This is a genomic window from Kitasatospora sp. NPDC048296, assembly GCF_043201815.1.
Lineage (GTDB): Bacteria > Actinomycetota > Actinomycetes > Streptomycetales > Streptomycetaceae > Kitasatospora.
Genome location: NZ_JBICZB010000024.1, coordinates 1 through 12,052, shown reverse-complemented (window position 1 = coordinate 12,052; position 12,052 = coordinate 1). Strand labels below are relative to the sequence as shown.

The following is a 12,052-nucleotide window of genomic DNA, read 5'->3' as shown; positions in this document are numbered from 1 at the left end:
GAAGCCCCGGGCTTCCTCGGCAGAATCAGGTGAACTACCGAGTCGCCCCGGATGTCGCGGCACGCCTGCTCCCCGGGCCACTGCGCCCGCAACTGGTGCACGGCTACGCGGTCGCGGGCATCTGCCTGCTGCGCCTGGGAAGTGTCCGGCCCGCCTGGGCGCCCAAAGTGTTCGGACTGCGGAGCGAGAACGCGGCGCATCGGATCGCCGTCGAGTGGGACGGACCGGACGGTGTCGAGACCGGCGTCTACATCCCACGGCGCGACACCTCCTCGCGGCTCAACGCCTGGGCCGGAGGCCGCCTCTTCCCCGGGGAACACGGCCGCGCCGACTTCGAGGTGCACGAGACGCCCGGCCAGATGCGCGTCGCACTGGCGACACGGGATGGCGATACCCGAGTGGATGTCACCGTCGAGCTGTCCGACGAGCTACGAGGCAGCGAGCTCTTCGCCGATCTTGCCGAGGCTTCCCATTTCTTCCGAGGCGGGGCAAAGGGCTTCTCGGCCACCAGATCCGGCCGTCACCTGGACGGTATGGAACTGCGGACCAACGTCTGGCACGTGGAAGCCGGCCGGGTTCGCTCCGCCGCGTCGTCCTTCTTCGACGACCCGGACCGCTTCCCGTCGGGGAGTGCGATCCTGGACTGCGCTCTGGTCATGCGCCACGTCCCCGCCAGTTGGCGGCCACTCCCGGCCATGGCTTCCGAGCGAGGTGCTCAGCTCGCCGACTGAAGCGCTCAGTCACACAGGCTCGGCTTCCGGCGATCACGAGGTGTCGAGTCCCTGATCACCACGACGGAAGACCGTGCCTGCCCCCTCATCATTGCCCGTCCCCGCCGGCCCGGGCCAACTGGCTGACGCCGCACCGCTTCCGCCCGATGACCATCCCGGGCTGCCGGCCCGTCTGGCCACCGTGCCCGATCCTCGTCTGAGGGAGGGACGACGCCATCCCCTCGTCTTCGTGCTGGCGCTGGCTGCCTGCGCGGTACTCACCGGGGCCAAATCCTTGATCGCGATCGCGGAGTGGGCCGCCGACGCCTCGCCCCACCTGCTGGTACGTCTCGGCGGCGTCTGCCGAGAACCGGACACCGGACCGATCGCCCCGGCCGAAGCCACTGTGCGGCGCGTGCTCCAGCGCGTGGACGGCGACGCACTGGACGCGGCAATCGGCTCCTGGCTGGCCGACCGCGACCGCTCCACCGGCCGCGACCTGGCGGTTACGGCCGCTCCCGCGCTCGCTGTGGACGGCAAGACCGTACGCGGTGCGGTCCGCGCCGACGGCACCCAGGTCCACCTGCTGTCCGCGATGAGCGGACGCGGCCTGGTGCTGGCCCAGCACGAGGTGAATGCCAAAACCAACGAAATCACCGTCTTCCAGCCCCTGCTCGCGCCGCTCGACCTGACCGGCCGCAACAACATCGCTGCGGGCCTACGCCACCACGCACGCGATGCCACCCGACCGCTCGTCACGCTCGGCATCACGTGATCAAACCGGACACTCCGCCAGAACGACGCAGCCCTGCCGGCAGGTCGGGCAAGTGCCGGCTATCGGGATGACCCGGGCGTGCCGGTGCCCTGCTGCCGCCGCCCCGGCATCCGCGACCTCACCGCTTGCGCGCCAGGGTCACCCCGTCGCGGACCGGCAGCATCACCGCGTCGACCCGGTCGTCCGCCGCGATGAACTCGTTCAGCCGGCGCATCGCCAGGTGGTGCTCCTCCTGGTAGGCCGGATCCAGGGAGCGGCCGCCGAGCAGGACGTTGTCCAGGACGACCACCCCGCCCGGGCGCAGCCGGCGCAGGATCTCCTCGTAGTACGCGGGATAGCTCTGCTTGTCCGCGTCGATGAAGGCGATGTCGATGTGCGGCTCGTCCGGCAGCGCCCGCAGGGTGTCGAGGGCGGGGGCGATCCGCAGGTCGATCCGGTCGGCCACCCCGGCGCGCTCCCAGTGCTCCCGGCCGATGGCGGTCCACTCGGCGTTGGTGTCGCAGGCGAGCAGGCGGCCGCCCTCGGCCAGGCCGCGGGCGATGCAGAGGGAGGAGTAGCCGGTGAAGACCCCGACCTCCACCGCGTACTTCGCGCCCAGCATCCGCACCAGCATGGTGAGCAGCGCGCCCTCGTCGGCCGAGACCTGCATCCCGGCGGCCTGGCCGGTGGCCTCCCTGGTCCGCTCGGCGAGGTCGTGGAGCACCTGGTCGGCGGGGGTGCAGTGGCGCAGCAGGTAGCTGTCGACCAGCGGGTGGACCGGCTCCAGCTCGGCGCCGTCGACCGGCGCGGTCCACTCGACGGTGAGCTCCTCCTGGGTGGCGAAGCGCACCAGGTGACGGGCGACCACGTCCTGGACCCGGCTCAGCGCCTCGGCGTCGGCCGCGGCCGAGACCAGTTCCAGCTGTCCCGGACGGGCGGTCATGACGCAGTTCGCGCCGCTGCCGAGGGTGACGGTGCCGCGCCCCTGGGAGTCGACCGTGGTGCTGGCCTTGTGGCCCAGGTGGGAGACGAGCTGCTTGAGGTAGCGCTCGGGGCGGTCGGTGGTGACGTGGGCGATGGACAGCGGCATCGGGGTTCCTCTCGCGGGGTGGTGCGGTGGGGGGTCGAGTGCGGTGTGGGGTGGAGTCAAGCGGCGATGATCGTCGACGCTTTCGCCGGGGCAGATTCTTCGCACTGAGCTCGGCGTTTGTCAAAGCGTTGAGATTTATGGACACTTTTGGCATGGCAGAAGACGACCGCCCGCCGCCACTGGTCATCCAGTCGCCGGCCCAGTTCAAGGCCCTCGGGCACCCACTGCGCCACCGCCTGGTCAACATGCTGCGTCAGCGCCCGGCCACCCTGCGGCAATTGGCGGAGGCGCTCGGCATGGCCAAGGGGACCCTCGGCTACCACGTACGGGTGCTACGGGAGGCCGGGCTGGTCGAGCTCGCCGAGAGCCGCCAGGTGCGCGGCGGCACCGAGCAGTACTTCGGACTGGTCAGCAGGGGCTTCGCCTTCCAGGAGGGCGAGACGATGGCCGCCGGCTTCCTCTACAACTCGGCCCTCGCCGAGATGCGCCCGGTACCGCCCGGCCAGCCCGAGCACACCGAGCTCCGCCACCTCTGGCTCACCCCCGAGCAGGCCGCCCTGGTCGCCGACCGGCTCCGCGAGCACGCCGCCGAACTGCAGACGGCCGGGGTGCGGGCGGCACAACTGGGGGCGGGCGAGAGTCCGACCGCTGAGGCCTACGGCCTGCTGGTCAGCCTCTTTCCGGCCGACATCCCGAGGTTGGGACCGGACGACGGGGGGTGAGGGGCGGCCTTGACGGGGGCTCCATCCAGGGCCGCCCGCGGTGGTCGCCAGGCTCGGCACGCCTGGCGACCACCGCTGTCGTCATGTCCGACGCGGTCCGGAGGTCAGATGTCGCCGAACTCGCCGGCGGCAGTCGCGGCAACGAAGGATCGCCACGCCTCGGCCGGGAAGGCGAGCGCTGGCCCCTCGGGGTCCTTCGAGTCACGGACGGGAACGATGCCAGGGAAGTCGGGGGCCACCTCGATGCAGTTGCCACCGTTGCCGCTATAGCGACTCTTCACCCACCGAGCGCCCGCCAGGTTAAGGGCCGTCATTGAAGTTCCTTCCGAACAGCGCGGATCATGGCGAGCGAAGCCGCAGTGTCCAGCGACTCCACCTTCAGGTGATCGTAGTCCTCCTCCCAGCCCGCAAGGCTCTCCCGCCCCCGCTCCAGATGACCCCGCGAGTGGGATTCCGCATACCCCACCACAGACCGGTCTGGGAGCGTCAACAGCACCAGCGGCAGAAGAAACGGCCGTTGCTCGCCCAGGCGAAACGGCGCCACTTGGATAGTGATGTTCGGGTGCTCGGCCAGCTCCAGCAGATGATCTAGCTGAGTCCGCATGATGCCTGGGCCGCCCACAGTGCGAAGCAAACAGCTCTCGTCAAGTACGGCGTGAATGACGGGCGGCGGAGTCTTCTCCAGCATCTTCTGACGCCCTGCCAGGAAGTTGACCCGCCCATCAGCCTGCTCTTGAGTGATGCTGCCACGACGAACGCTTCCCCCTTCCAGAGCAGCCGCATAGTCCAGGGTCTGCATGAGACCTGGGACGACCCCCAACTCGAAGGTTCGAAGCTTCCTGCAGCGCGCTTCCGCATCAGCGAATTCGGCAAATCCCTCCAGCAGGCTGGCGTTCGAGATCCGGCGCCAGAGCTCCTTGAAGACCCCACCCGTCTCGAACACTCGATCGGCTGCCACTGCGAATTTAAGCGTTACAGGCTTCTTAGCCCGTTCGATGTAGGAGACCAGACCGTGGCTGTAGCCCATCCGCATGCCAAGTTCCGCCTGAGACCAGCGTCGGGATCGGCGCATCCTGCGGAGTTCATCTCCGAAGCGAACAGCCGGCGATGACGACGAGTCACCCTCATGCAGATCCATGATGACCCCCAGCCTTTAACTCGACACAACCGTGAAAGTTGAGACCTAGAGATCGTAAGGCGCCACAGGCCACCATGGCTACACCCGGTGAGAATCCGGACGCGAAGCGCAACCATGGAGACACCCATGCCCCCCAACTTCCAGGTCGTGACCTACCTGGCCAAGACCAACTCCCGCTTCCCCGAGCGCGAGTTGCGCATGTGCGAGGCCTACGCCCGCGCCTTCCGCTGGGACATCTCGCTGATCGTCGTGGACGACGAAGCCGCCGTGAAGGGGCCCGAGCACCGGCCCATGCTCCAGGCCGCCCTCCAGCGCCTCCTCGAAAACCGCGCCGGCGCGATCCTCATCCCCAGCAAGGCCACCATCTCCCCCATCGACGGCGAGTTCAACGAGTTCGCCGAGCGCGTCGAGAAGGCCTCCGGCTTCATCCAGGTGGCGACCCGCCGATGACCATCGACCGCTACACCGCCGTCCCCGCCGACGCCCCGCACGGCGCCTCCTTCCAGGCCTGGGTCATCCGCGACCGCAGCACCGACCTGCTCGTCAAGGCCCTCCCCCCGGCCGACGAGCCGCTCCGCTTCTACTCCTACGCCCACGCCCGGGCCTGGATCCGCAAGAACGAGCCGCCGCGCACCGCGTACGAGATCCGCCTGATCGACGCCAAGAGCCCGCACTTCCTCCAGCTGGAGTGCTGGGGCCTCTGGGACGCCGAAAACCACGAGTACCTGCGTATGCCCGGCTCCTCGCACCGGATCCGGCGTTTCTACACCCTCGCCGGCGCCGAGGCCTTCCGACAGCACATCAGCTGCCGTCAAACGTGAGGAACTTGTGAGACGTGCAACCTCACCCGCCCAAATAGTCATCGATCAAGTGTTCTTCTGATCGAACTATGGAGGTATGGGTGCGGACTGCTCGTGGCACGGCCGGTCTGCTGGCGGTGGGGGTCCTCGCGGCCCTCGCCCTGGCAACGGGAGGATCCGCCCCGGGGAGCAGACCGTCCGCTGCTCCCCAGAACCCCGACCCCAGCCCGACCACCAACGACACGCCCGCCCCCACCCCCACCCCGACCCCGACCTGGGACGGCCAGGTCAAGGTCCTCGGCGACGGCTCGACCTCCTACACCGGCCCCCAGCCCAAGCAACCCACCCCCGAGAAGCTCAAACCGGGCGAGAAGCCGCCGCAGTTCGTCGTCTTCTCCTGGGACGGCGCACTTGAAGGCGACGACCACCTGTTCTCCCGCTTCCGCAAGCTCGGCGTGGAGAACAACGCCCAGATGACCTTCTTCCTCTCCGGCATCTACACCGTGCCCAAGTCCAAACGCACTCTCTACCACGGGCCCCAGCACGACCCCGGCTCCGCCTCGATCGACTTCGCCACCGACGCCCACATCAAGGACACCCTGGAGCAGCTGCGCCTGGCCTGGCAGGACGGCAACGAGATCGGCACCCACTTCAACGGGCACTTCTGCGGCCCCAAGGGCGGCGACGACTGGAGCACCGAGGAATGGAAGAGCGAACTCGACCAGGCCGTCTCCTTCGTCACCAACTGGAAGACCAACACCGGCTACAAGGACCTCCCACCCCTCCCCTTCGACTACACCAAGGAGCTGGTCGGCGGCCGCGCCCCCTGCCTGGAGGGCCAGAAGAACCTGCTCGCCGCCGAAAAGGCGACAGATTTCCGCTACGACGCCAGCTCGAAGGGCGAGTTCCAGGTCTGGCCGGTCAAGAAGCAGGGCCTGTGGAACTTCCCGCTGCAGATGCTGCCCTTCCCCGCCAGGCAGACCCAGGGCCTCTCGATGGACTTCAACTTCCTCGCCGGCCAGTCCGGGAGCACCACCAACGGTGACCCGAGGAAGTACGCCGCCTGGGAGAAGGAGACCCGGGAGAGTTACCTCGCCGGCTTCGAGCGGGTCTACAACGGCAGTCGGGCCCCGCTCTTCATCGGAAACCACTTCGAGGACTGGAACGGCGGCATCTACATGCAGGCCATCGAGGACGTGATGAAGAGCGTCTGCAAGCGGGACGGCGTCCGCTGCGTCTCCTTCCGCCAGGTCGCCGACTGGCTGGACGCCCAGGACCCGAAGGTCCTCGACAAGCTGCGCCAGCTGGACCCGGGGCAGCCGGGCGACTGGTCACGCCTGGTCCGGTGACAGGTCCCGGGCGGCTGCGGGCTCCGCAGCCGCCCGGGACCGCTGAACGCTTCGCAGTCGCGAGCGGCTGCGGTAACGGAAAGGCGAAGATCGCCCAAGGCTCGACCTCCCCCGCTACGCTCCGCAGCATGGGCGGAATAGACATGGTCAACGGCGTCGCGGGGGCCGTGATCGGGATGCTGTTCGCAGTGCTGTTCCAACAGCCCCTGCAGGACTCATGGTTCAGGGTGCGCAGGCGCTGGTTCGGTGCGGTTCGAAGCCTTCGGTCGAGGGGGGAGTCCAGTCACTCGTGGACGACCTTCTCGCTGGGCCCACTGCGCACATCGGCGCTGATCGTCGAGGGCGACGGCGAAACACCCATCCCTGCCGAGGGCGTGCACATCCAGGTGCTCGACGGGGAGACCAGGCTTCCCGCGGAGATCGCACACTGGTGGGACGAGATCGAGGCCGAAAGTGCCCGGCTCCGGGCGGAGGGACGAACGCCAGTCTGGAACGGTCTCAGGTACGCGGTCGAGTCGTTCGACATCTCCCGGACACCCCTCGATGAGCAGCCGGAAGTCCGCCTACGGCTGCGGCCCACGGACTACTACACCTTCCTCGCCGCCCAGCAACTCGACCGCCGGCTGCCCGACGGGACGACACTGCGCTCCCGCTACCTCGACCCCGACCATCCGCTTGAGGCGCCGGCGTTCCTGCAGTGCAGCCTGGGCGTCAACATCGCCGTGGTGACCGCCGACGACATGCTGGTGGTCAGCCGGCGCAGCGACCGGGTCCGGATGGCACCGGGCACCTGGAACTCCTCCGTCAACGAGGGCGTGTCTCGGCACATCGATTCGTCCGGCAGGAACGCACCGGTCCTCCATGCGGTTGCTCGGCGCGGTATGCGGGAGGAGCTGTCCCTGGAGCCGCACGAGTACTCCATTGAGCTCCTGGCCTTCGTACTGGACGTGGAGAAGCGCCAGTGGAGCGCCCACTTCTACGCGCGCCTGAACGAGCTGACCCACCAGAAGCTCCGGACCCGGCTGAGCAGAGGGGTCGCCGACAGGTGGGAGCACCAGACCATAGACTACGTTCCGTTCCGCGCGGCGACGGTGGCTACGTACCTGCTGCACTCGGACCGCATCCATCGCTGGGCTCCGGTGGCCCCGGCGCTGTTCCACCTGGCACTGGTCCACGTCTACGGGCGAGCAACGGTGGAACGGGCCGAGGCGCAGGCCGTCCGACGCCATTGACTTTCGCTCCCGGCGAGGGACACGCGGACAGGTGGGTGGTTGTGGTCGGCATCGGGGGCGGGTGTCCCAGACTCGTCGGATCAGGGCACGAAGGATGACGTGCGAAAAGGGGGCTGCGGAAACTCCGCAGCCCCCTTTTCTGCTGATCAACCGACGGCCGACTCTTCAACGGTCGGCGGTAACTCACACCGCACGAGTCACACCACTGGCTGTACAGGTCCGGTTGGGGACTGACCGGTCGTATTGGGGCTGTTCGGAGTCGAGCCACCCATGTTCGGGCCGGTCGTATTGGGGCTGTTCGGAGTCGAGCCACCCATGTTCGGGCCGGTCGTATTGGGGCTGTTCGGAGTCGAGCCACCCGCGTTCGGGCCGGTCGTGTTCGGGCTGTTCGGAGTCGAGCCACCCGCGTTCGGGCCCGTATAGTACGGGTGCTCGGGACTCGGGTGAGAGGGTAGGGCGGGTCCGACCGCACCACCAATGAGAGCGCTTATTTCCTCTTCGTATCCGTTTTTTGTCCCCTGCAATACCCCGTTTTGATAGCTGTAGCTCGGGTCATTGCCTGACACCGTGGGGTACTTCGTAAATGCGCGGCTCATTTGGCCGTTTTTGAAGTCGGAATTAGCCAACTGCTTGCCGAGTTGCAAGCCAACCTGATAGCCGGCGTCAAAGCTGTTCGGTGCAGGCGGGTTTGACTGCTCGACGTACCGGGGGGCGCTCAGCGCGGTCGGAGCAGCGTCCGCAAGGGCCGTTCCACCGCTTCCCAGAAGCGTCACAACCCCCATCAGGGCGGCGGCGGTTAGACCGCTCGCCCGTCGCATTCCTGGGTGCCGTATGATTTTGCCGTTCATTTCGGATGCCGTATCCGTTGATCCTTCTACCTTTTCTCTCTCTTGCTCACTGACAACGGTAGCTCGAATGTATCGATACCAACAGCGCTGGATGGCCAGCCCGGCTTTGATTCGGACGGGTCGGCGTCCGCGCTTTCGCATAAAAGCTGAAATGCCTGCCAACGACACCTGACGACCGTGGCACCCGGCGCTGACGGTGCGGCCATGTGGGCCGGAGGGGGCGGCCAGCCCGCGAGCGGTCGCCACCAGTGGCCGCGTCGAGTCGCGAATCTCGATGGCGTTGCGGCGCCGGCGCTGTCAGGGTGTCCCCCGTGCTGAAGAAGTTACTCTTCATGACCCTTGCTGGCCATGGACACATCAATCCGATGCTGCCATTGGTCGAGGAACTCGTACGGCGCGGGCACCAGGTGGACTACGCCACCGGGTCAGGCCACGCCGCCGCGGTCACCGACGCCGGCGCACGCTGGTTGGAACTACCGCCGTTGGCCCCGTTCACGCCACCGTCAAAGATCGGCCCGGGGGCCGTAGCCGGCTGGTTGCGCCACTACTTCGCGACCATGAGTGCGACCTACCCGGTGCTGCAGAAGTACTGTGCCTCGGAGCCGGTGGACGCAATCTGTTACGACACGACGAACTGGCCCGCCCGCATCATCGCCAGGAGCCTGGGCATCCCGGCCGTGCAGTGCTTCCCTCACCTCGCCTCGAACGAGACGTACTCACTGGACCGGCAGTTGACCGCAGGACTCGACGCCGACGATCCGGCGATGGTCTCGCTCGCCGCCGACTGCGCGGCCTTCTCCACCGAGTACGGCGTCCCCCTCGGTGTCGCCGACACCATGACGATGGCGGACGAGCTCAACCTCGTGTTCGTCCCGCGGGAGTTCCAGCCGGCCGCTGACAGCTTCGACGAACGCTTCCACTTCGTCGGCCCCTCGATGGGCAGGCGCGAACAGGCCGAGCAATGGTCACCGCCCGACCCCGACGCACCACTGCTGTACGTCTCGCTGGGCACCGTCTTCAACGGTCACCCGGAGTTCTACCGCGCCTGCATCGCCGCCGTCGCCGACGGGCCGTGGCAGTTGGCGATGACCGTGGGCGACACGGACGCCGCCGCACTCGGCGCCATCCCGAGCCGGGTGGACGTCCGGTCGCGCTTCCCACAACTGGCGGTACTGCGCCACGCCACCACCTTCGTCTCGCATGCCGGCCTGAACTCCGTTATGGAGGCCCTGTATTACGGGGTTGGCCTGGTCGCCGTCCCGCAGACACCCGAGCAGGCTGCCAACGCCCGGCGCCTGGAAGACCTCGGGCTCGGCGAACGCCTGGACCCCGACCTGGTGAGCGCCGAAGCACTGCGGGCGGCGATCGACAGGGTTGCCTCAGACCCGGCACTACGCGCCAACATCGCAGGAATGCGCCAAGCCATCCTGCGAAGTGGTGGAGCCACACGCGGCGCCGACCTGATCGAGCAGTACCTCCGTCACTCAGGTTGAACTTGCCTTGTCATAGGTGCTGAGAGCGGTCGAGCGGTGGCGCCGGGCCTGGCGGGAAGGCGGCTCGGCCGCCCGGACGGATCATCGGCCCGCCCTGACCGAGCGCGAAGCGCCTGTTGCCCTGGCGGGCTTGTGCTCTAGCCTTGCGCGATTCGCCGGTTCGGTCAGGAGGTTGCGAGTGAATCCTGTTTTGCGGGCCATCCATCGCTGCGATGAGGTCCCCGTCGTCATTGTCGACGGGTTCGAGTCTGCTGAGGGTGCTGTTGCCGGTCCGGGCCCGGCGGTGACGGTCACCGTGTGCGAGAGCCACCGCGGAGCTGCCAGCGCGTGGCTGGAGGGTTTCCATCCGGCTGTGCGAGCGGACGGAAGCGTTGGGCAGCGGTGTGGATGGGTGCACGACTTCCGCGAGCTGGAGGTTGTTCTGCGTGCTCATGCCGATGCCTGGCTCGGCCGGCTGAGCGGCCTGGACCTTGCGGACTACGACGACTGGGCGGCCTACCTTTCTGCGACACATGAACGGCTTTGCATTCTGCACGGGATTGAGCCGGGTCACAGGGGAGGCAACGGCGCTGTGTCCTGGATTGGCATGGCGGCATCAGAACGGGACTTCGGCGGGGGCCTGGCGGCCGCCCTGTACTTCCTCGGCCACGCCGAACTACTGGCTGCCATGGGCATGGTGACTGATGGGGGAGATTGCTGCTGCTGAGCGGCAGCACCTGGGCCCCCTGGTTCCTCTGCGCCGCACGGGATGGGGGCCGGAGCAGCTCGGTGGCCCGACATCATGAGTTCAACCGGAGTGGTGAGGCGCGCCCGAAGGCCTTTCCGGGAAGCCCATCGGCCTTGTCCATCAGGCGGGCGGAGCATCGGTTCCCATTCTTCCCTGTGCTGTCTTGCCTCCGCCCAGAGGTTTTGCAGGAGTGCCGCCGGTGAACGGCGCCGAGCCCGTCAACCACTGCGCACTCCTCGTGCTGTCGGAGCTACGAGGGGTGGGTCGGTGCACTGACGGTGGCGGCCTGTACGGTCGTCATGCCGCAGAGGGGGACGGCCTCTCGGTAGAGACGGGGAGGAGTCGTACACGCATGAGTGGTAGCCCGTACTTCACCACGGGGCCGGTCGCACCGGCCACGGATCCGATGCCGAGCACCGGCAAGACGTCGCCGTACCGCACCGTGTTCGGGCGGTCGTGAGGACGGTGGAAACGATGTGCGACGACGACCGTCCCGAGGACTCCGACAACCCTGGCCAGCGCATCGGCGCGGCGCTCAACCGGCGCGGGTTCACCACCCGAGGACTGCGCGTGCGGCTGGCGGCGGGGGTGTTGGCGCTGTCTCTCGTCCCGGTCGGGGCAGTGGGGTTCGCGCTGTACCGAATGACGAACCTCGGCGGGCCGGACAGCGTATGCGACGGCGCCGCCACCGCCGACCAGGTGCACGACCTGCTGGGGCCGGGGAGGATCACCGAGGACAAGCGAGGCTACTCGCCAACGGCGGACTTTACCGGGAACAGCTGCTCCGCCAGGGTCAGCAGCGGCTTGTTCGAGTCCCCCGAGAAGGTCGTGCAGTTCGACATCGTCCTCAACACCGCTGACGGACCGGGCACATTGGCCGCATCCGATGCCCGATTGTTCTCCGGCGAGACGGCCGGCTCGGTGACCCCTGACGCCGCGTGGGCCGTGCTCCCGGAGGGGTGCCAGAAGGGCGTGCGCACCGTGGTGTACACCAGCGAGAAGGGCCATGACGAGGCCAGGGCCGCCCTGCTGCGCGACTCGCGAAATGGGGCTCTTCTGCTCCATCCGTGGGTGGGTTCAGAGCGCCTGACGCGGCACACGCCGTCCCCCGTGCAGATCTTGAGGTGTTGAGGCCCGAGATCGGTCGCGCGGGGAGAACGGCGTGCGGTTCACCACGGTATTGAGGAAG

14 protein-coding genes are annotated in these 12,052 nt (G+C 67.9%); 10 read left to right on the top strand and 4 right to left on the bottom strand.

Going from position 1 to position 12,052, the window contains the following annotated elements:
* Positions 1-29: 29 nt before the first annotated feature.
* A complete protein-coding gene (locus ACGF12_RS16495; protein WP_393029659.1) occupies positions 30-731 on the top strand; it encodes a DUF2071 domain-containing protein in 702 nt (233 codons plus the stop codon).
* A 73-nt stretch (positions 732-804) separates the two neighbouring features.
* Positions 805-1,485: a transposase family protein gene (locus tag ACGF12_RS16490; RefSeq protein ID WP_393029656.1), complete on the top strand. Its 681-nt coding sequence runs from the start codon at positions 805-807 to the stop codon at positions 1,483-1,485.
* 118 nt (positions 1,486-1,603) lie between these two features.
* On the opposite strand, the gene ACGF12_RS16485 is transcribed toward ACGF12_RS16490, so the two are convergent.
* Positions 1,604-2,554, bottom strand: a complete 951-nt coding sequence (locus ACGF12_RS16485) for a DUF2218 domain-containing protein (protein WP_393029653.1) — start codon at positions 2,552-2,554, stop codon at positions 1,604-1,606.
* A gap of 152 nt (positions 2,555-2,706) precedes the next feature.
* On the opposite strand from ACGF12_RS16485, the gene ACGF12_RS16480 reads away from it, so the two are divergent.
* Positions 2,707-3,276: an ArsR/SmtB family transcription factor gene (locus tag ACGF12_RS16480; RefSeq protein WP_393029650.1), complete on the top strand. Its 570-nt coding sequence runs from the start codon at positions 2,707-2,709 to the stop codon at positions 3,274-3,276.
* 104 nt (positions 3,277-3,380) lie between these two features.
* On the opposite strand, the gene ACGF12_RS16475 is transcribed toward ACGF12_RS16480, so the two are convergent.
* Together ACGF12_RS16475 and ACGF12_RS16470 are read right to left on the bottom strand one after the other, a co-directional pair.
* Positions 3,381-3,590 carry a DUF397 domain-containing protein gene (locus tag ACGF12_RS16475; RefSeq protein WP_393029647.1) on the bottom strand — a complete coding sequence of 70 codons (210 nt, stop codon included), beginning with the start codon at positions 3,588-3,590 and terminating at the stop codon, positions 3,381-3,383.
* Positions 3,587-4,414, bottom strand: a complete 828-nt coding sequence (locus ACGF12_RS16470; protein ID WP_393029644.1) for a Scr1 family TA system antitoxin-like transcriptional regulator — start codon at positions 4,412-4,414, stop codon at positions 3,587-3,589. The genes ACGF12_RS16475 and ACGF12_RS16470 overlap by 4 nt, the downstream gene beginning before the upstream one ends.
* Positions 4,415-4,540: 126 nt before the next feature.
* Between ACGF12_RS16470 and ACGF12_RS16465 the strand changes: the two genes are divergently transcribed.
* From ACGF12_RS16465 to ACGF12_RS16450, 4 genes are all read left to right on the top strand, one after another.
* Complete coding sequence (locus ACGF12_RS16465) at positions 4,541-4,864, top strand: hypothetical protein (RefSeq protein ID WP_393029641.1); 324 nt, start codon at positions 4,541-4,543, stop codon at positions 4,862-4,864.
* Positions 4,861-5,235 carry a hypothetical protein gene (locus tag ACGF12_RS16460; RefSeq protein WP_393029638.1) on the top strand — a complete coding sequence of 125 codons (375 nt, stop codon included), beginning with the start codon at positions 4,861-4,863 and terminating at the stop codon, positions 5,233-5,235. The genes ACGF12_RS16465 and ACGF12_RS16460 overlap by 4 nt, the downstream gene beginning before the upstream one ends.
* A 68-nt stretch (positions 5,236-5,303) precedes the next feature.
* Positions 5,304-6,563, top strand: coding sequence for a hypothetical protein (locus ACGF12_RS16455; protein WP_393029635.1), 1,260 nt, complete (start codon positions 5,304-5,306; stop codon positions 6,561-6,563).
* Between the two features lie 128 nt (positions 6,564-6,691).
* The gene (locus tag ACGF12_RS16450) at positions 6,692-7,795 is read left to right on the top strand and encodes a hypothetical protein (RefSeq protein WP_393029633.1); all 1,104 of its coding nucleotides are present in this window, start codon (positions 6,692-6,694) and stop codon (positions 7,793-7,795) included.
* A gap of 197 nt (positions 7,796-7,992) precedes the next feature.
* Here the strand turns inward: ACGF12_RS16450 and ACGF12_RS16445 are convergent, their stop codons facing one another.
* Positions 7,993-8,643: a hypothetical protein gene (locus ACGF12_RS16445; protein WP_393029630.1), complete on the bottom strand. Its 651-nt coding sequence runs from the start codon at positions 8,641-8,643 to the stop codon at positions 7,993-7,995.
* A gap of 302 nt (positions 8,644-8,945) precedes the next feature.
* Here ACGF12_RS16445 and ACGF12_RS16440 point away from each other — a divergent pair, with 302 nt between their 5' ends.
* The 3 genes from ACGF12_RS16440 (at position 8,946) to ACGF12_RS16430 (ending at position 11,994) form a co-directional block, all read left to right on the top strand.
* Entirely contained in the window at positions 8,946-10,136 is a 1,191-nt protein-coding gene (locus ACGF12_RS16440) for a macrolide family glycosyltransferase (protein WP_393029627.1), read from the top strand.
* Positions 10,137-10,527: 391 nt separating this feature from the next.
* Positions 10,528-10,842, top strand: a complete 315-nt coding sequence (locus ACGF12_RS16435; RefSeq protein ID WP_393029624.1) for a hypothetical protein — start codon at positions 10,528-10,530, stop codon at positions 10,840-10,842.
* 495 nt (positions 10,843-11,337) lie between these two features.
* Complete coding sequence (locus tag ACGF12_RS16430) at positions 11,338-11,994, top strand: hypothetical protein (protein WP_393029621.1); 657 nt, start codon at positions 11,338-11,340, stop codon at positions 11,992-11,994.
* Positions 11,995-12,052: the final 58 nt, after the last annotated feature.